15 protein-coding genes are annotated in these 18,164 nt (G+C 70.3%); 10 read left to right on the top strand and 5 right to left on the bottom strand.

Features of this window, described 5'->3' with window-relative positions:
• Positions 1 to 73: 73 nt before the first annotated feature.
• The 3 genes from MFF40_RS07660 to MFF40_RS07650 all read right to left on the bottom strand — a co-directional run bounded on the left by MFF40_RS07660 (position 74) and on the right by MFF40_RS07650 (position 4,020).
• Entirely contained in the window at positions 74 to 1,135 is a 1,062-nt protein-coding gene (locus MFF40_RS07660) for an enoyl-CoA hydratase/isomerase family protein (protein WP_147898973.1), read from the bottom strand.
• On the bottom strand, positions 1,135 to 2,277 hold the full coding sequence (locus tag MFF40_RS07655; protein WP_147855395.1) for an isobutyryl-CoA dehydrogenase: 1,143 nt from the start codon (positions 2,275 to 2,277) through the stop codon (positions 1,135 to 1,137). The genes MFF40_RS07660 and MFF40_RS07655 overlap by 1 nt, the downstream gene beginning before the upstream one ends.
• Positions 2,278 to 2,523: 246 nt before the next feature.
• Positions 2,524 to 4,020: a CoA-acylating methylmalonate-semialdehyde dehydrogenase gene (locus MFF40_RS07650; RefSeq protein WP_238260081.1), complete on the bottom strand. Its 1,497-nt coding sequence runs from the start codon at positions 4,018 to 4,020 to the stop codon at positions 2,524 to 2,526.
• 119 nt (positions 4,021 to 4,139) lie between these two features.
• Between MFF40_RS07650 and MFF40_RS07645 the strand changes: the two genes are divergently transcribed.
• The gene (locus tag MFF40_RS07645; RefSeq protein WP_238260080.1) at positions 4,140 to 5,051 is read left to right on the top strand and encodes a LysR family transcriptional regulator; all 912 of its coding nucleotides are present in this window, start codon (positions 4,140 to 4,142) and stop codon (positions 5,049 to 5,051) included.
• An 86-nt stretch (positions 5,052 to 5,137) separates the two neighbouring features.
• Entirely contained in the window at positions 5,138 to 6,301 is a 1,164-nt protein-coding gene (locus MFF40_RS07640) for an iron-containing alcohol dehydrogenase (RefSeq protein WP_238260079.1), read from the top strand.
• 264 nt (positions 6,302 to 6,565) lie between these two features.
• Here the strand turns inward: MFF40_RS07640 and MFF40_RS07635 are convergent, their stop codons facing one another.
• A complete protein-coding gene (locus MFF40_RS07635) occupies positions 6,566 to 7,777 on the bottom strand; it encodes an ABC transporter substrate-binding protein (RefSeq protein ID WP_378996911.1) in 1,212 nt (403 codons plus the stop codon).
• A gap of 296 nt (positions 7,778 to 8,073) precedes the next feature.
• Here MFF40_RS07635 and cpaB point away from each other — a divergent pair, with 296 nt between their 5' ends.
• The 7 genes from cpaB to MFF40_RS07600 all read left to right on the top strand — a co-directional run bounded on the left by cpaB (position 8,074) and on the right by MFF40_RS07600 (position 16,637).
• Complete coding sequence (cpaB, locus tag MFF40_RS07630; RefSeq protein WP_238260077.1) at positions 8,074 to 8,901, top strand: Flp pilus assembly protein CpaB; 828 nt, start codon at positions 8,074 to 8,076, stop codon at positions 8,899 to 8,901.
• Between the two features lie 5 nt (positions 8,902 to 8,906).
• Complete coding sequence (locus MFF40_RS07625) at positions 8,907 to 10,478, top strand: type II and III secretion system protein family protein (RefSeq protein WP_238260076.1); 1,572 nt, start codon at positions 8,907 to 8,909, stop codon at positions 10,476 to 10,478.
• 465 nt (positions 10,479 to 10,943) lie between these two features.
• Positions 10,944 to 11,693, top strand: coding sequence for a CpaD family pilus assembly protein (locus MFF40_RS07620; protein ID WP_283206094.1), 750 nt, complete (start codon positions 10,944 to 10,946; stop codon positions 11,691 to 11,693).
• A gap of 65 nt (positions 11,694 to 11,758) precedes the next feature.
• Positions 11,759 to 13,003, top strand: a complete 1,245-nt coding sequence (locus tag MFF40_RS07615) for a CpaE/TadZ family protein (RefSeq protein WP_147857403.1) — start codon at positions 11,759 to 11,761, stop codon at positions 13,001 to 13,003.
• A 54-nt stretch (positions 13,004 to 13,057) separates the two neighbouring features.
• The gene (locus tag MFF40_RS07610; RefSeq protein WP_147899036.1) at positions 13,058 to 14,503 is read left to right on the top strand and encodes a TadA family conjugal transfer-associated ATPase; all 1,446 of its coding nucleotides are present in this window, start codon (positions 13,058 to 13,060) and stop codon (positions 14,501 to 14,503) included.
• Between the two features lie 2 nt (positions 14,504 to 14,505).
• Positions 14,506 to 15,483, top strand: coding sequence for a type II secretion system F family protein (locus tag MFF40_RS07605; RefSeq protein WP_147856379.1), 978 nt, complete (start codon positions 14,506 to 14,508; stop codon positions 15,481 to 15,483).
• A gap of 173 nt (positions 15,484 to 15,656) precedes the next feature.
• Complete coding sequence (locus MFF40_RS07600) at positions 15,657 to 16,637, top strand: type II secretion system F family protein (RefSeq protein WP_147856380.1); 981 nt, start codon at positions 15,657 to 15,659, stop codon at positions 16,635 to 16,637.
• A gap of 19 nt (positions 16,638 to 16,656) precedes the next feature.
• On the opposite strand, the gene MFF40_RS07595 is transcribed toward MFF40_RS07600, so the two are convergent.
• Positions 16,657 to 16,890 (bottom strand): GcrA family cell cycle regulator, encoded by a 234-nt coding sequence (locus MFF40_RS07595; protein WP_147856381.1) that lies wholly within the window; start codon positions 16,888 to 16,890, stop codon positions 16,657 to 16,659.
• 419 nt (positions 16,891 to 17,309) lie between these two features.
• Between MFF40_RS07595 and sseA the strand changes: the two genes are divergently transcribed.
• A complete protein-coding gene (gene sseA, locus MFF40_RS07590) occupies positions 17,310 to 18,155 on the top strand; it encodes a 3-mercaptopyruvate sulfurtransferase (RefSeq protein WP_238260074.1) in 846 nt (281 codons plus the stop codon).
• The last annotated feature ends 9 nt before the right edge of the window (positions 18,156 to 18,164 follow it).

The following is an 18,164-nucleotide window of genomic DNA, read 5'->3' as shown; positions in this document are numbered from 1 at the left end:
GAGAGGGGACCTGCGCTCCTAAGAAGATCCGGTGTCGCCGATTCCCTGCGGGGCTGGGAGAGGCGGCCTCACATCACACCGGCCCCGTGCGCGAGTCCGGAAAAACCGGGTCCGCCCGCGTCTCCAGCCAGCGGGCGATCCGGGCCGGGTCGACCGCGTCGAGGCGCGGCGGGTTCCAGCGCGGAGACTTGTCCTTGTCGATCACCGCGGCGCGGATGCCCTCGCGGAAATCGCCCTCCTCCAGCAGCGCCAGCGAGGCGTGGAACTCGCGCTCCAGGCAGGCTTCGAGGTTGGGCGAGCGCCGGCCGAGGCGCAGCAGGCACAGTGTCAGGACCAGGCTCGACGGGGACTTGGTCAGCAGGGTCTTGCGGGTCGCCGCCGCGAAATCGGAGCCGTCCGCCTCGAGGGCCGACAGGATCTCGTCGACCATGTCGAAGGCGAAGCACCGGTCGATGAGCGCGCGATGCTGCGCCAGGGGCGGCTCGCCGGGGTCGCGCGCCAGCCGGCCGAGCACGTCGCGCACGCCCGCGTCGCCGGCATCGGGCTGCAGCGCCGACAGCGCGTCGATCAGGTCGGGCAGCGCCTGCACGGGCACCAGCAGGTCGGCGAGCCCGCAAAACATCGCGTCGGCGGCGCCGACCGGCTCGCCGGTCAGGCCGAGATAGGTGCCGACCTGTCCGGGCGCCCGCGGCAGCAGCCAGGTGCCGCCGACATCCGGCAGGTAGCCGATGCCGGTCTCCGGCATGGCCACGCGCGAGCGCTCGGTGACGACCCGGTGCGCGGCATGCCCCGCGAGCCCGACGCCGCCGCCCATGGTGATGCCGTCCATCACCGCCACGAACGGCTTTTCGTAAGCCGCGATGCGGGAATCCAGCCGGTACTCGTCCCGCCAGAAGGCTTCGGCGAAGGCGGTGCCGGCGTTGTCGTAGAGGCCGCGCAGGTCGCCGCCCGCGCACAGGCCGCGCTCGCCCTCGCCGGTGAGCAGCACTGCGGCGATGCCGGGATCGGCGGAGAACTGGTTCAGGGCGGCGTCGATCGCCAGGACCATGCCGTGGGTCAGGGCGTTCAGGGCCTTCGGCCGGTCGAGGCGCAGGCGCCCCAGCGCGCCGACGCGCTCGACGATCACATCGCTCATCAGCGTCCCCCGGTCAGCGCGCGGGCGATGATCACCCGCATGATCTCGTTGGTGCCTTCGAGGATCTGGTGCACCCGCAGGTCGCGGACGATTTTTTCCACCCCATACTCGGCCAGATAGCCGTAGCCGCCATGGAGCTGCAGGGCCTGGTTGGCGACCTCGAAGGCGGCATCGGTCACGTGGCGCTTGGCCATGGCGCAGAGCTGCGTGGCGGCCGGATCCTTGGCGTCGAGCGCCGCGGCGGCGTGGCGCAGGAAGGTGCGCGACACCTCCAGCGACGTGGCCATGTCGGCCAGCCGGAACTGGAGCGCCTGGAAGTCCGTGAGCTTCGCCCCGAAGGCGCGCCGGTCGGCCATGTAGGCCAGGCTCTTGTCGAGGGCCGACTGGGCGCCGCCCAGCGCGCAAGCCGCGATGTTGAGCCGGCCGCCGTCGAGGCCGCTCATGGCGATGCGGAAGCCCTGGCCCTCCGCGCCCAGGCGGTTGGCCACCGGGACCCGGCAGCCGTCGAACCGCACGGCCCGGGTCGGCTGGGCGTTCCAGCCCATCTTGCGCTCTTCCGCGCCGAAGGAGAGACCGGGTGTCCCCTTCTCGACCACGATCGCCGAGATGCCCTTCGGCCCCGCCTCGCCGGTGCGGACCATGCAGACGTAGAGGTCGCTGACGCCGGCGCCCGAGATGAACTGCTTCTCGCCGGTCAGCACGTACTCGTCGCCGTCCCGCTCGGCACGGGTGCGCAGCGCCGCCGCGTCCGAGCCCGAGCCCGGCTCGGTCAGGCAGTAGCTGGCGATCGTCTCCATGCCCATCAGGCCCGGGATCCAGCGCTGGCGCTGGTCCGCGTCGCCGTAGGCGTCGATCATCCAGGCGCACATGTTGTGGATCGACAGGAACGCCGCCACGGTCGGGCAGCCGGTGCTCAGCGCCTCGAAGATCAGGGCGGCGTCGAGCCGCGACAGGCCGGAGCCGCCGACATCCTCGCGGACATAGATGCCGGCCATGCCGAGCGCCGCGGCGGCCCTCAGGGTCTCGACCGGAAACGTCTTGTCCCGGTCCCAGTCGAGGGCGTGCGGCGCGATATGCTCGGCCGCGAAGCCGAGCGCCATGTCGCGGATCGCGGTCCGGTCCTCATCGAGCCCGAAACTCATGGGCACTTCCTCCAAGTTCATCGCCGAGCCAGCGCAGATTCCTCATCCGCGCGGGCCACGATGGTCGCACACCGGCTGCCGTCAGGCGCAACGTGCCCCCTCTCCCGTTCGGGAGAGGGTTGGGGTGAGGGATCAGGTCTTTCCGGACAGGGCGCATCCCTCACCCTGTCCCTCTCCCGCTCGGGAGAGGGGACCCGCGCTAGCCATAGAGCCGCGCGGCTCCTTCTTCCGCCAGGACGCTCGGCCCTACCGCATCGTCGGGATGGAGAACTCCGCCCCGCTCTTGATGCCGCTCGGCCAGCGCTGCGTGACGGTCTTGGTCTTGGTGTAGAACCGGATCGCGTCCGGCCCGTGCTGGTTCAGGTCGCCGAAGCCCGAGCGCTTCCAGCCGCCGAAGGTGTGGTAGGCGATCGGGACCGGGATCGGCACGTTGACGCCGACCATGCCGACGTTCACCCGGGCGGTGAAGTCGCGCGCCGCGTCGCCGTCCTGGGTGAAGATCGCGACGCCGTTGCCGTACTGGTGCGTCGAGGGCAGCGCCAGCGCCTCCTCGTAGTTCTGTGCCCGCACAACCGAGAGGACGGGACCGAAGATCTCTTCCTTGTAGATGGTCATGTCGGGGGTCACGCGGTCGAAAAGCGAGCCGCCCATGTAGAAGCCGTTCTCGTAGCCCTGGAGCTTGAAGCCGCGGCCGTCGACGGCCAGGTGCGCGCCCTCGGCGACGCCCTGGTCGATGTAGCCCGCGACCTTCCGGACCGCCTCGGCGGTGACCATCGGCCCGTAATCGGCGGAGCCGTCATGCGACGGGCCGATCTTGAGCGACTCGACCCGCGGGATCAGCTTTTCCATCAGGCGGTCGGCGGTGGCCTCGCCCACCGGCACCGCCACCGAGATCGCCATGCAGCGCTCGCCGGCCGAGCCGTAGCCGGCGCCGATCAGCGCATCGACCACCTGGCCCATGTCGGCGTCCGGCATGATGATCATGTGGTTCTTGGCGCCGCCGAAGCACTGGGCGCGCTTCCCCGTCTGGGCGGAGCGCACGTAGATGTACTCGGCGATCTGTGAGGAGCCGACGAAGCCCACCGCCTTGATGTCCTCGTCGTCGAGGATCGCGTCGACCGCTTCCTTGTCGCCGTTGACGACGTTGAGGATCCCGGGCGGCAGGCCGGCCTCCAGGAAGATCTCGGCGATGCGCAGCGGCACGCTCGGGTCGCGCTCGGACGGCTTCAGGATGAAGGCGTTGCCGCACGCGATGGCGGGGGCGCATTTCCACAGCGGGATCATCGCCGGGAAGTTGAACGGCGTGATGCCGGCGACGACGCCGAGCGGCTGGCGCAGGGAGTAGACGTCGATGCCGGGGCCGGCGCCCTCGGTGTACTCGCCCTTGAGCAGGTGCGGGATGCCGCAGGCGAACTCGACCACCTCGACGCCGCGCTGGATGTCGCCCTTGGCGTCCGGCACGGTCTTGCCGTGCTCGGAGGCCAGCAGCTCGGCCAGGCTGTCCATCTCGCCGCGGATCAGTTCGAGGAAGCGCATCATCACCCGGGCGCGCTTCTGCGGGTTGGTGGCCGCCCAGGCCGGCTGAGCCGCCGCGGCGTTCTCCACCGCGGCCCGCATCTCGGCCTTGCTGGCCAGCGCGACCTGGGCCTGGACCTCCCCGGTCGAGGGGTGGAACACGTCGGCGAAGCGCCCGCTCTCGCCGCCCACGGTACGGCCGCCGATGAAGTGCCCGATCTTGCGCATGCGCGCCTCCCTGATGTCGTGTTGGGTTTGGTTTTGGCGCAGCCTAACAGGATCGCTTGAACGATAAAGCCGGATGCGCTTACATCCGTTGTGCATCGATGCACAGCGGGTTTGCGACCATGAGCCGGGCCGGACGCAACTGGGACGACCTGCGCTTCTTCCTGGCGGTGGCGCGCACCGGCACCCTGAGCGCCGCCGCGACGCGGACCGGCACCGAGCACACCACCGTGGGGCGCCGCATCCGCGCCCTGGAGGAAGGGCTGGGCGCGCGCCTGTTCCACCGCAGCAACGTCGGCTACGCGCTCACCGAGGACGGCGCCAACCTGATGACCGTGGCCGAGGCCATGGAGAGCGCCTTCCTGTCCGCCAGCGCCGCCACGGAGGCGGGCGCGCAATCCGTCTCCGGCACCGTACGGATCGGAGCCCCGGACGGGTTCGGCAGCGTGTTCCTGGCCTCGCGGATGCACCGGCTGACCGAGCGCCATCCGGGGCTGGAGGTCGAGATCATGGCGACCGCGCGGATCTTCAGCCTGTCGAAGCGCGAGGCCGACATCGTCATCGGGCTGTCCACCCCGCAGCAGGCCCGGGTGGTGGCGCGCCGGCTCACCGATTACCGGCTGTTCGTCTACGGATCCGAGGCCTACCTCGCTGCGGCGCCCGCGATCGCCGGCGTCCCGGACCTCACGGCGCATCCGTTCGTCGGCTATATCGAGGACATGCTGTTCGCGCGCGAGCTGAACTATCTCGGCGCGCTCGAACCGGCCGTCTCGGCGCGGCTGCGCTCGACCAACCTGCTCGCCCAGGTCCACGCGACGCTGAACGGCGCCGGGCTGTGCATCCTGCCGGCCTTCATCGCGGCGGCCCATCCCGGGCTGGCGCCGGTCCTGCCCGGGGCGGTGTCGCTGACGCGCTCGTTCCACATGCACATCCACGAGGACCACCGGAAGGCGGCCCATATCCGGGCGGTGGCGGGCTTCATCGCCGGCGAGGTCGAGGCGGCGGGCGCGCTGTTCGCCGGGCCGTCCGTGTAAGCGCCGGCGGTTTCGCGGCGGCGGCCCAAGTCCTAAGATCGACAGTTCCTGAAGGCCCGAACCGGCTCTGAGCGAAGGATCAAAAAATGGTTGCCTCGATCGCCCTGCCGCGGCTGATGCGCATCGGCGCCGGCGCCTCGCGGCTGCTGCCGGAGATCCTGGGCCAGCTCGGCCTGTCGCGCCCCTTCGTGGTCACCGACCCCTACCTGGTCAGCAGCGGCCGTACCGACACGCTGCTCGAACGGCTCGCCAGCGCGGGGGCCCGCGGAACGATCTTCTCCGAGACCGTGCCGGACCCGACCGTGGCCTCCGTGGAGGCGGCGCTCGCGGCGCTCCAGGCCGGCGACTTCGACTGCGTGGTCGGCTTCGGCGGCGGCAGCCCGATGGACACCGCCAAGGCGGTGGCGGTGCTCGCCCACCACGGCGGCCACATGCGCGACTACAAGGCGCCCCGCCTGCAGGACGAGCCCGGCCTGCCGATCGTGGCGATCCCCACCACGGCCGGCACCGGCTCGGAAGCCACCCGCTTCACCATCGTCACCGACGAGACCTCGGACGAGAAGATGCTCTGCATCGGGCTGGCCTACCTGCCGGTGGCCGCGCTGGTCGACTACGAACTGACCCTGACCAAGCCCAAGCGCCTCTCCGCCGACACCGGCATCGATGCGCTGACCCACGCCATCGAGGCCTACGTCTCGCGCAAGTCCAATCTGTTCTCGGACGGGCTCGCGCTTCAGGCGATGCGCCTGATCGCCCCGAACCTGCGCCGGGTCTGGACCGATCCCAGCGACCGGGCGGCCCGGGAGGCGATGATGCTCGGCGCGACCCAGGCCGGCATCGCCTTCTCGAACGCGTCGGTGGCGCTGGTCCACGGCATGAGCCGGCCGATCGGCGCGCATTTCCACGTGGCCCACGGGCTCTCGAACGCGATGCTGCTGCCGGTGGTGACCGCCTTCTCGGCCCCCGCCGCGGTGGCGCGCTACGCCGCCTGCGCCCGGGCCATGGGGATCCCCGGCCTCGACGGCGACGACCGGGCCGCCGTCAACGCCCTGGTGGCGGAACTCGAAGCCCTCAACGACGACCTCGACGTGCCCGGCCCCCGGGAATACGGGATCGACCCGGCCCGCTGGGAGGCCCTGATCCCGACCATGGCCGTGCAGGCGCTCGCCTCCGGCTCCCCCGCCAACAACCCGCTCGAGCCGAGCGCGGAGGAGATCCAGGCGCTGTACCGGCGGGTCTGGGCGGCCTAATCGTCGCTGGTGAAAAGCGCTGGTCTCCTCTCCCGTACGAGCGTGCGGATTCACACATCGGGTCGGCAGAACACACGGGAGACACCGCGGCTCTCCCTCCCCCCCTTTGCGGGGGAGGGAGACGCGTCTGGGGTTAGCCTTGGCCCAAATCCGGCAGCGATGTGAGAATATCGTAGCCCGTGCGGGGAAGGGAGCGCGTCGCGTTCTGCGAGAGCAAGGGCCTTCAAATCCTTGACGGCCCTCGCCTCACGATAAGAGCGCCTATTACTTCGCCGCCGCCGTCAGCGGGCAGCCGCTCTCGGCCGGGCTCGCGTAGGCTTCCTTGCCCGGGATGGTCGCGAGTTGCTTGTAGAGGTCCCACGGGCCCTTCGACTCGGCCGGCTTCTTGACCTCGAACAGGTACATGTCGTGCACCATGCGGCCGTTCGGCTGCACCGTGCCGCCGTGGGCGAACACGTCGTCCACCGGGAGCGCCTTGAGCTTGGCGTTGACCGCCTCGGTCTCGTCGGTGCCGGCGGCCTTGACGGCCTTCAGGTAGGACAGCACCGCCGAGTAGGTGCCGGCCTGGATCATGTTGGGCATCCGGCCGGTGCGCTTCATGTAGCGCTGGCCGAAGGCGCGGGTCTCGTCGTTGGCGTCCCAGTACCAGCCCTCGGTCAGGGTCAGGCCCTGCGCGACCTTGAGGCCGAGCCCCTCCACCTCCGAGAGGGTGAACAGCAGGGCCGCGAGCTTCTGGCCGCCCTCGACGATGCCGTACTCGGCCGCCTGCTTGATCGCGTTGGAGGTGTCCAGCCCAGCATTGGCGAGCCCGATCACCTTGGCCTTCGAGCCCTGCGCCTGGAGCAGGAACGAGGAGAAGTCCTGGTTCGAGAGCGGGTGGCGGACGCTGCCCAGCACCTTGCCGTTGTTGGCCAGCACCACGCGGCTGGTATCGGCCTCCAGCGCCGAGCCGAAGGCGTAGTCGGCGGTGAGGAAGAACCAGGTGTCGCCGCCGGCCCGGGTCAGCGCGCCGCCGGTGCCGACCGCCAGCGCCCGGGTGTCGTAGGCCCAGTGGTAGCCGTAGGGCGTGCACGCCTTGCCGGTGAGGTCGCTGGAGGCCGCCCCGGTGGTGATCGTGATCTTCTTCTTCTCGCGGGACAGGCCCTGGACCGCCAGCGCCACCGACGAGGTGGTCAATTCCATGATCGCGTCGACGCCGTCGCGGTCGTACCATTGCCGGGCGATGCCCGAGGCGATGTCCGGCTTGTTCTGGTGGTCGGCCGCGAGGATCTCGATCGGCACGCCGTCGACCTTGCCGCCGAAATCCTCCACCGCCATCCGGGCGGCTTCCACCGAGCCCTGGCCGCCGAACTGGGCATAGAGGCCGGACTGGTCGTTGAGCACGCCGATGCGCAGCGCGTTGCCCGAGAAGGCGCCGGCCGCGGCACCCTGTGCGGCCGCCGGGCCCGAGCCCAGAGCCAGGGCGGTGGCCAGCACCGCACCGCCAAATGTCCTGATCATGTCACTCCCCGGCATGTTTTGCCCGGATGATCCGAGCACCCGATTCTGACGCGGGTTCGGGCGCAGACTATTGCAGCCGCGGATGCTGCGCCACGGCCAGGATTGAGCCGCGCGTGAGAGATCGCGCCGGTTGTGACCGACCCGGCAACCGCCCCGTTTCCGGACCGTATCCGACCGGGGCAGTTATAATACCTTAACCATAAGTACACGAATGGCCCCGCAGGGTCCGGGGATGGACGGCAATTCGGCCGTCTCCGGCGCGTGGCGATGCGATGAATCCAGCCCGTCTCGCCGTCCTCGGCATCGCCCTCGCAGCGGGCAGCGGGGCGGCCTTCCTGATGAGCGGCGGCGACCCGCCTCCGCCGCCGCCGGCCCCGAAGGCCGAGCTGCCGCCGCCTCCGGTGACCGAGGTGCTGGTGGCCGCCGCCGACATGCCCATGGGCCAGGTGCTGCGGGCCGCGGACCTGCGCTGGCAGCCCTGGCCGGACGCCGCGATGACGGCGGGCTACATCAGCCGCAAGGACAACGCGAAGGCGCTGGACGAGACGGTCGGCGCATCCGTGCGTTCGGGCTTCCTCGCCGGCGAGCCGATCCGGGCGCAGAAGCTGGTCCGGCCCGACAGCGGGTTCATGGCCGCGATCCTGCCCTCCGGGATGCGCGCGGTCGCCATCGTCACCGACAGCCGCGGCACCAACTCCGCCGGCGGCTTCATCCTGCCCAACGACCGCGTCGACGTGATCCGCACCTTTCGCGACGACGCGAACTCCCGCGCCAACAACAGCGAGGTGCAGCTCTCCCAGACCATCCTGACCGATATCCGCGTCCTGGCGATCGGTCAGCTGATCCAGGAGAAGAACGGCACCAACGTCGTCACCGGCGAGACCGCCACGCTCGCCGTCACCCCCGCCCAGGCGGAGACGCTGACACTCGCCCAGAAGGTCGGCTCGCTGTCGCTGTCGCTGCGCAGCCTCGCGGATGCGGGACGCCCCCCCGAGGCCCAGCCGGTCGAAGCCCATCCAGGCGAGGCCGCGATGGCGCAGACGCCCGAACCCGGATTGACCGTCGTGCGCTTCGGCGTCGCGCGGCAGCAGACGCCGTGATCCCCATGACCGACCTGCCGACCCTCCTCCGTCCGGCGCGCGTCCTCGCGCTGCTCGCCCTGGTGGCCGGGGGCCCCGCCCTCGGGCAGGAACGGCCGACGCTCGGGCCCGCCCCGGTGCTCACCGTCGGCTCGGCGGAGGCCGCCTCGTCCCGCCGGGTCGAGCTGACCGCGGGCCGCTCGGTGATCGTCGACCTGCCGCGGGACGCCAAGGAGGTGTTCGTCGCCAACCCGGCGGTGGCCAACGCGGTGGTCCGCTCGACCCGGAAGGTGTTCGTGATCGGCATGGCCGACGGCGCGACCTCGATCTTCATCCTCGACGCCGAGGGCCGCCAGATCGCCGCCCTCGACGTGACCGTGGCCCGGGACCTGAACCTCGGGACTTTGCGCGAACTGCTCGGCCAGAGCATCCCGGGCGGTCGCTTCGACGTGCGCTCTTCGGGCGCCTCGGTCCTGCTGTCGGGCTCGGTCAACTCCTCCTCGGACGCCCAGCAGGCGATCGACATCGCCAACGCCTTCGTCGGCCTGGGCGGGGCCGCGGCCGCCACCGGTGCGCCGAGCGGCGGCGTCTCGGCCGGGGCGCGGGGCGCGGTGATCAACAACCTGACGATCCGCAACAAGGACCAGGTGATGCTCCGCGTCACCGTGGTCGAGGTGTCCCGCACCGTGCTTAAGCAGTTCGGGATCAACATGACCGGCAATTGGTCGGCGCTGAATCCGGTCGGCACCCTTGGTCAACAACTCATCGGCGCCGGAACCGCCTCGGCGACACAGGTGCCCGCCATGGTGCCGAACGTACTGAGCAACGCCCTGCCCTTCCCGATCAACGGCAACATAGCCGGAAGCAATCAGATCGCGGCATCCGTCCAGGGGGCCGGCTTCTCTCTGCAGGCGACACTGAAAGCGTTCGAACAGGCGGGCGTGTCGCGCATCCTAGCCGAGCCTACGCTGACCGCGATCTCCGGCGAGGCGGCGAAATTCCTGGCCGGCGGCGAATTCCCGGTACCGTCCTCGGCCTCTTGCCCGGTCAGCGGCTTGTGCACACCCAGCATCACCTTCAAGCCCTACGGTGTCTCACTGTCGTTCACGCCTGTCGTGCTGGCGGACAACCGAATCTCGATCCGCGTGGCCACGGACGTGACCGAGATCGACCCGCAGACGGGGGTCAACTACACGCTCAACAATTCGACGATCGCCGTTCCGGGCACCCGGGTCCGCAAGTCAGAAACTACGGTCGAGCTGCCCTCGGGCGGCGTGATGATGACCGCCGGCCTGATCCAGCAGGTCAACAAGCAGGCGATCACCGGCCTGCCCGGCCTGGTCAACCTGCCGATCCTCGGCGCGCTGTTCCGGTCCCGGGACTACCAGCGCATGGAGACCGAGCTGATGATCATGTGCACCCCCTACATCGCCCGGGCGATGGAGCCCAAGCAGGTGACCCGGCCCGACGACAACTTCGTCGACGCCACCGACGGGCAGGCGGTGCTGCTCGGGCAGGTCAACCGCCTCTACGGCAAGGTCGGCGCCGCCCCGCTCGGGCGCACCTATCGTGGCCGCGTCGGCTTCATCGTCGAGTAGCGCCCCGCTTCCAGGACCGGATCCATGACCGTGCGTCCCTCGCCCCGCCGCGCTGCCCCAATCTTGCGGAGCCTTGCGATGTCCATAGGCCGACCCGTGTGCGACGCGCCGCCTCGCCTCTGCCGAGCGGGTGGCGATGTTGACACTTCGCTGCCGGACGAGGGCACCGGCCGGGGACACGCGCATCTCCCTCCCCCCTCTGCGGGGGAGGGTGGCCCCCGAAGGGGGTCGGGAGAGGGGCAGCGCGACGCTGGAGGATGTGGCGCGCGACGCGACCTCTCCGGAAACGGCGCTCCCCTCTTGCGGGACTTCGTCCCGGCCCGACCCCTGCTGACGCAGGGCCTACCCTCCCCCGCAGAGGGGGGAGGGAGGGCGCTCGTCATTTTCGGCGTGAACCTTCTGACCGAACGCGAGCAGCCCGTCACCCAGCGCGTGAATCCTTCGGCCATTCAGAAGCGGGCACCGGTGCCGCGGACGTCGCGGTGCGGATCCGGTCGGCTGGGCCGCTCGTCCAGCCTCCTGGCCGCCTGCGCGCTCGGCCTGCTGGCCGCCGCCTGCAAGGGCGAGCCGGCCACCACCGGGGGGATCGACCTGTCGGATTACCGGGCGCGCCATCCGATCGTCCTGGCCGACGGCACCCGCAGCCTCGACGTGTTCGCCACCGGGCCCGGCCATCTCGACCCGCGCCAGGCCGGCGACATCGACGCGTTCATGCTGGAATACCGCCGCTACGGCCGTGGCGGGATCCTGATGGAGGTGCCCCAGGGCCTGCCGCCGGCCCAGGCCGATTCCGTCGCGCGCACGGCCTCGACCCTGCTCCGGCGCGGCACCGAGGACGGCGTCGGCGCGCGCGAGATCTTCCAGTCGCCCTATCCGGTCGCGGCGCCGGGCCTGGCCGCCCCGATCCGGCTGAGCTTCCAGCGCATGCAGGCCAAGGTCGCCGACCAGTGCGGATTGTGGCCCCAGGATCTCGGCACCTCGAACTTCGCGTCCGATTACGGCAACCGCCCGAGCTGGAACCTCGGCTGCGCCACCCAGGCCACCCTCGCCGCCCAGGTGGCCGATCCCGTCGACCTGGTGCGCGGCCGGCCGGAGGGCCGGATCGACACGGTCAAGCGCGTCCGGGACATCGGCCAGTTGCGGGAAGGCAAGGATCCGTCAACCACATGGCGGCAAGATGGGACGAACGCCGTCAAGTCCCAAGTCACCAACTAGGACGCACGGTGCGCGCCCCCTGGTCCCCGACGCCGCGACTCGACCACGAACCCGAAAGTGCCGTCATGGCGGACCCGTCCGAGACATCCGAGCGTACGATCGCCCCGGTGCCCCGGATCACGATCCAGGCCTTCTGCGAGACCGGCGAGACCGCCGCGATGATCGAGGGCGCGGCCCTCGACCGGCGCATGCAGAAGGCCCAGGTCAAGGTCCGGATGGGCGGCGGTGCCGCCGCGATCGAGGCCTACCGGCACGCGCCGACCCCCAACGTCGTCGTCATCGAGACGCAGGGCGTGCGCTCGAAGCCGGTCGAGTGCCTGGATGCCCTGGCCGAGGTCTGCGACGAGGGCACCCGCGTCCTGGTGATCGGCCACGTCAACGACGTGACCCTGTACCGGCAACTGATCCAGCGCGGCGTCTCCGACTACCTGATGGCGCCGGTGGACCCGCTGACCCTGATCGCGGCGATCTCCGACCTGTTCACGGCGCCGGGCGTCAAGCCGGTGGGCCGCACGGTGGCGGTCTACGGCGTCAAGGGCGGCATCGGCGCCTCCACGGTGGCGCACAACTTCGCCTGGTCGGTGGCCCGCAACCAGGGCGTCCAGACGGTGATCGCCGACCTCGACATCGCCTTCGGCACCGCCTCGCTCAACTTCAACCAGGACCCGCCGCAGGGCATCGCCGAGGCGGTGTTCGCCCCCGAGCGCCTGGATTCGGCCCTGGTCGAGCGGCTGCTGTCGAAGTGCAGCGACAACCTGAGCCTGCTCTCGGCGCCGGCGAGCCTCGACCGGACCATCGACCTGTCCGAGCCGGCCTTCGATTCCCTGATCGAGTACCTGCGCGCCAGCGTGCCCTGCGTGGTCCTCGACATCCCGCACCAGTGGAACGCGTGGTCGAAGCGCGTGCTCACCGCGGCCGACGAGATCCTGATCGTCGCCGGGCCCGACCTCGCCTGCCTGCGCAACGCCAAGAACCTGCTCGGGGCGCTCAAGCACGGCCGCCCGAACGACCAGCCGCCCCGGATCCTGCTCAACGGCGTCGGCATGGCCAAGCGGCCGGAGATCGGCGCGGCCGAGTTCGCCAAGGCCCTGGACGCGCCGATCGCGGCCACGATCCCGTTCGAGCCGACCCTGTTCGGCACCGCCGCCAACAACGGCCAGATGATCGCCGAGATCCAGGCCGGCTCGAAGGTGGCGGAGCTGTTCAACGACCTGGCGGCGGTCACCCTCGGGCGACCCGAGACCCGGCGCAGCAAGACGAGCCTGCTGGAGCCGCTGCTGGCCAAGCTCGCCGGCCGCAAGGCCTCGTGATGGGCGCGCCCGTCGCCGGGACGATGCCACACGCGGGCGCCTTGGATCTGACCCATGTTCGGTAGGCGACAAACCGGGGCCGCCCCGACGGCACCCGCACCGGTCCCGCAGGCGCGGGCCGCCGTTCCGACGGCGCCGGTGCTGCGCGATTCCGCCCCGGCGCCCAAGCCGCCGCCCAAGCCCGCCGCCCCCGTGGTGGTCGAGAACCCGCGCTCCGAGGACTATTACCGGACCAAGAGCCTGATCTTCGGCGCCCTGATCGAGGCGATCGACCTCACGCAGCTCTCCCGCCTCGACGCCGAGACCGCCCGGGAGGAGATCCGCGACATCGTCACGGAGATCATCGGGCTCAAGAACATCGTCCTGTCGATCGCCGAGCAGGAAGAACTGCTCGACGACATCTGCAACGACGTGCTCGGCTACGGTCCGCTGGAGCCACTGCTCGCCCGCGACGACATCGCCGACATCATGGTCAACGGCGCCAACCGGACCTTCATCGAGGTCGACGGCAAGATCCAGCTGACCAATGTCCGCTTCCGCGACAACCAGCAGCTGATGAACATCTGCCAGCGGATCGTCAGCCAGGTCGGCCGCCGGGTCGACGACGCCTCGCCGATCTGCGACGCGCGCCTGCCGGACGGCTCCCGCGTCAACGTCATCGCACCGCCGCTGTCCATCGACGGACCGGCGCTCACGATCCGCAAGTTCAAGAAGGACAAGCTGACCCTCGAACAGCTCGTGCGCTTCGGGGCGATCTCCCCGGAGGGCGCCGAGGTCCTGAAGATCATCGGACAGTCGCGCTGCAACGTGGTCATCTCGGGCGGCACCGGCTCGGGCAAGACCACCCTGCTGAACTGCCTCACGGCCTTCATCGAGCACGACGAGCGGGTCATCACCTGCGAGGACGCGGCCGAATTGCAGCTCCAGCAGCCCCACGTCGTCCGCCTGGAGACGCGCCCGCCCAACATGGAGGGCCAGGGGCAGGTCACCATGCGCGACCTCGTCAAGAACTGCCTGCGCATGCGGCCCGAGCGGATCATCGTCGGCGAGGTCCGCGGCCCGGAGGCGTTCGACCTGCTGCAGGCGATGAACACCGGCCACGACGGCTCGATGGGGACGCTCCACGCCAACAGCCCGCGCGAGTGCCTGTCGCGCATCGAGTCGATGATCTCGATGGGCGGGTTCACGCTGCCGTCGAAGACCCTGCGCGAGATGATCTGCGGCTCGATCGACGTGGTGATCCAGGCCATGCGCCTGCGCGACGGCTCCCGCCGCATCACCCACATCACCGAGGTGCTGGGGATGGAGGGCGACGTCATCACCACGCAGGACATCTTCCTCTACGACATCGTCGGCGAGGACCCGAACGGCAAGCTGATCGGGCGCCATCGCTCCACCGGCGTCGGCCGGCCGAAATTCTGGGAGCGCGCCCGCTACTACGGGCTCGACCGCCGGCTCGGCGAGGCGCTCGACGCCGCCGAGATCGTCGACGGGGCGTGACCATGGCGGATTCGTCCCAACTCCCGCTCGCCGCCGGCCTGATCGGCATCGCCGTGGCCGCCGTGGCCTACGTCGCGGTGCTCCCGCTGCTCGGCGGCCAGCGGCGGGCGAGCAAGCGCCTGAAGTCGATCGGCGTCACGGCCTCCGGTGCGGCGGTGCGCGGGGTCGCGGTCAACCGGCGGGAGCAGGTCGCCAAGACGCTGAGCGAGATCGAGGCGAAGGCCAAGAACGCCAACAAGGCGACGCTGGAGCTGAAGCTCGCCCGCGCCGGCCTGAGCTGGACCAAGCGGACCTTCTACACAGTCTCGGGGGCCAGCGCCGCGATCCTCGGCCTGCTGCTGTTCATCGTCACCGACAGCCCGGTGGCGGCGGCCGGCGCCGCCTTCGCGGGGGGCTTCGGCGTGCCCGCCTGGCTGCTGCGCCACCTGCGGCTCCGGCGCATCGCGAAGTTCAACAAGGAGCTGCCCAACGCTGTGGACGTGGTGGTGCGCGGCATCCGCACCGGCATCCCGGTGGGCGACTGCTTCCGCATGGTCTCGCGCGAGGCCGAGGAGCCGGTGCGCAGCGAGTTCCGGACGGTGATCGAGACCCAGGCGATGGGGCTCTCGCTGGGCGAGGCGGTCTCGCGCCTGTTCGAGCGGGTGCCGACCGCCGAGGTCAACTTCTTCGCGATCGTGATCAACATCCAGCAGCAATCGGGCGGCAACCTGTCGGAGGCGCTGAACAACCTCTCGGTGGTGCTGCGCGACCGGGCCAAGATGCGCGGCAAGGTCCAGGCGATGAGCATGGAGGCCAAGGCCTCGGCCTCGATCATCGCGTGCCTGCCCTTCGCCGTGGCGGGCATCACCACGCTGACGAGCCCGGACTACATCTCGCTGCTCTGGACGACGGATGTCGGCACGATCGCGCTGGTGGGGGCGGCGATCTGGATGTCGATCGGCGTCTTCACGATCAAGAAGATGATCGCCTTCGACTTCTGAGGGGGGTTTGCAGAGATGCCCTGCGGTTTTGTGAAACCTGCGATTCCTCAAAGCCCTGAGCGGGCGAAGCGCCGGCCTTCCGACGCAAGTCCGCTCGCAGCATCGCCTCGAAAGGTGGTCGCCGACCTTCGGGATGCGGCGCGGCAAAATCCCAAACAAACGGATCCCGTCCCATGATCGACGCCATCGCGGAGAAGCTGTTCGATCCCCGCTTCATGGGCACGCTGCTGACCGCCGTCGCGGCGGGCGCGACCGCCTTCGCGGTGGTGCAGCCCTTCTTCGAGTCGGACAAGCTCGCCAAGCGGATGAAGATCGTCAGCGACGAGCGCGAACTCATCCGGCGGCGGGAGCGCCAGGCGGACCGGGCCCGGCCGAACGACCGGGCGACCCTGCGCGTGGCGCCCAAAGCCTACATGAAGTCCATCGTCGACCGGTACCAGCTGCACCGCTGGCTCGGCACCGATACGGCCAAGCGCAAGCTGATGATGGCGGGTTATCGCGGCCAGGGCGCCGAGACGACGTTCCTGTTCTTCCGCCTGATCGTCCCGGTGGCCTCGGTGATCGCGGCCGTGTTCTACCTGTTCGTGCTCGAGGCCATCGACGCCACCTACCTGATGCGGATCGGGATGGTGATCGGCGCGGCCTATATCGGCATCAAGGCGCCGGAGCTGTTCCTGGTCAACACCGCCAAGAAGCGGCAGGCCGAGATCAAGCGGGCCTGGCCGGATGCCCTCGACCTGACGCTGATCTGCGTCGAGTCCGGAATGGCGGTCGAGAACGCATTCCGGAAGGTCAGCACCGAGATCGCCACGTCCTCGGTGGTGCTGGCCGAGGAACTGGCCCTGATGACGGCCGAGATGTCGTTCCTGCCGGACCGGCGGCAGGCCTACGAGAACCTGTCGCTGCGCACCGGGCTGGAACCGGTCAAGTCGGTCGCGACCGCGCTGATCCAGGCCGAGCGCTACGGCACGCCGATCGGCCAGGCGCTCCGGGTGCTGAGCCAGGAGAGCCGCGACCAGCGCATGAACGACGCGGAGAAGAAGGCGGCCAGCCTGCCACCCAAGCTGACCGTGCCGATGATCCTGTTCTTCCTGCCGGTGCTGTTCGTCGTCATCATCACGCCCGCCGTCATCCAGGTCATGCGGACGCAGTGACGGCCGAGGGGTCGGGCACTCAGCGGATACGGCCGGGACGGGTCGGCTCGAACACGATGCGCCGGTGGAACGCGCACCAGCTCTTGCCGTCGGAGACCGGCGCGCCGCAGCAGACGGCGCGGTCGTTCGGCTCGCCGATGATGTACTTGCACACGAAGGCACCGGATTGCGCGAAGGGCACGCGCAGGTCCGCCGACGGCTCCTGGACGCCCTCGGCATCACCGATCTGAGACATGCGGACGAGTTGATTCATGGCGGTGATCGGCTCAATAAGCAGGCTGCACGGTCGGCGCGTACGCCTCGGCAGTGAGGGAGGGTTGAACGCCCTGCCTTCAGGCGGCGGCCCCGTCTCGCGTGTCCGGGACTGGCGTCTCGCGGAACGGCATCGGGGGCGACCCGCCCGAGCCGGCCTCGACGGCTGGCGCGGTGAGCGTCATCGTGTTGTCGTAACTGGGGTTACAACGATTGAAAACAAGACCAGCGTGCATTCGCTGCATCGGACCACGGTGCGGGGTGCGTAGCTGGACGCGGGATTGCGGCCCCGCGCCGGTCCGCCCGGGGGCCTGACGAAACCGTCCGACCGCGAAGTCCCCGGCCGGCGACCGGGCGTGCAACAGGGTCCAGCCTGTGGTTTGGTGGGCGCTCGCGCGAACCAGAGCCGGATAGTGGATTATGGCCCACCCGCCCCTCGTCACCCCCGAATGGCTGCACGACCGCCTCGCGGCGCCCGACATCGTGGTGCTCGACGCCTCGTGGTACCTGCCCGCCGCCGGTCGCGACGCCGCGGCCGAGTATCGGGCCGCGCACATCCCGGGGGCTCTGCGCTTCGACCTCGACGCCATGAGCGACACCGAATCGAGCCTGCCGCACATGCTGCCGCGCTCCGACGTGTTCGCCTCGCGGATGCGGGCGCTGGGCGTCGGCGACGGCATGCAGATCGTCGTCTATGACGGCCAGGGCCTGTTCTCGGCGCCGCGGGTCTGGTGGATGCTCAAGACCTACGGGGTGCGCGACGCGCTGGTGCTGGATGGCGGCCTGCCCGCCTGGATCGCGGCGGGCTACGCCACCGAGGACGGCGACCCGGCCCCGCGCGAGCGGCGCCACTTCACCGCCCGGCTCGACCACGGCGCCGTGGCGGACGCCAACGACGTCGCCCGGGCCCTGGAGACCGGCTCGGCCCAGGTGGTCGACGCCCGCTCGGCCACCCGCTTCCGCGGCGAGGAGCCGGAGCCGCGGCCGGGCGTACGGCCCGGGCACATGCCCGGCGCGCACAACCTGCACTACGCGTCGCTTCAACGGGACGGCCGGCTGAAGAGCCCGGAGGAGTTGGAGAACGTGTTCGCGGAGGCCGGCATCGATCCCGACCGGCCGATCGTGACCACCTGCGGTTCCGGCGTGACCGCGGCGATCATCGCGCTGGCGCTGGAGACCCTGGGCCAGCCCGCCCGTGGCCTCTACGACGGCTCCTGGTCCGAATGGGGTGCGGACACGGCGCGCCCGGTCGCGACGGGCGCCTGATCGCGGTTT

The sequence above is a fragment of the Methylobacterium mesophilicum genome (genome assembly GCF_022179445.1).
Lineage (GTDB): Bacteria > Pseudomonadota > Alphaproteobacteria > Rhizobiales > Beijerinckiaceae > Methylobacterium > Methylobacterium mesophilicum.
The sequence above is the reverse complement of the archived record's forward strand: the minus strand, read 5'-3'. Positions and strand labels throughout refer to the sequence as shown.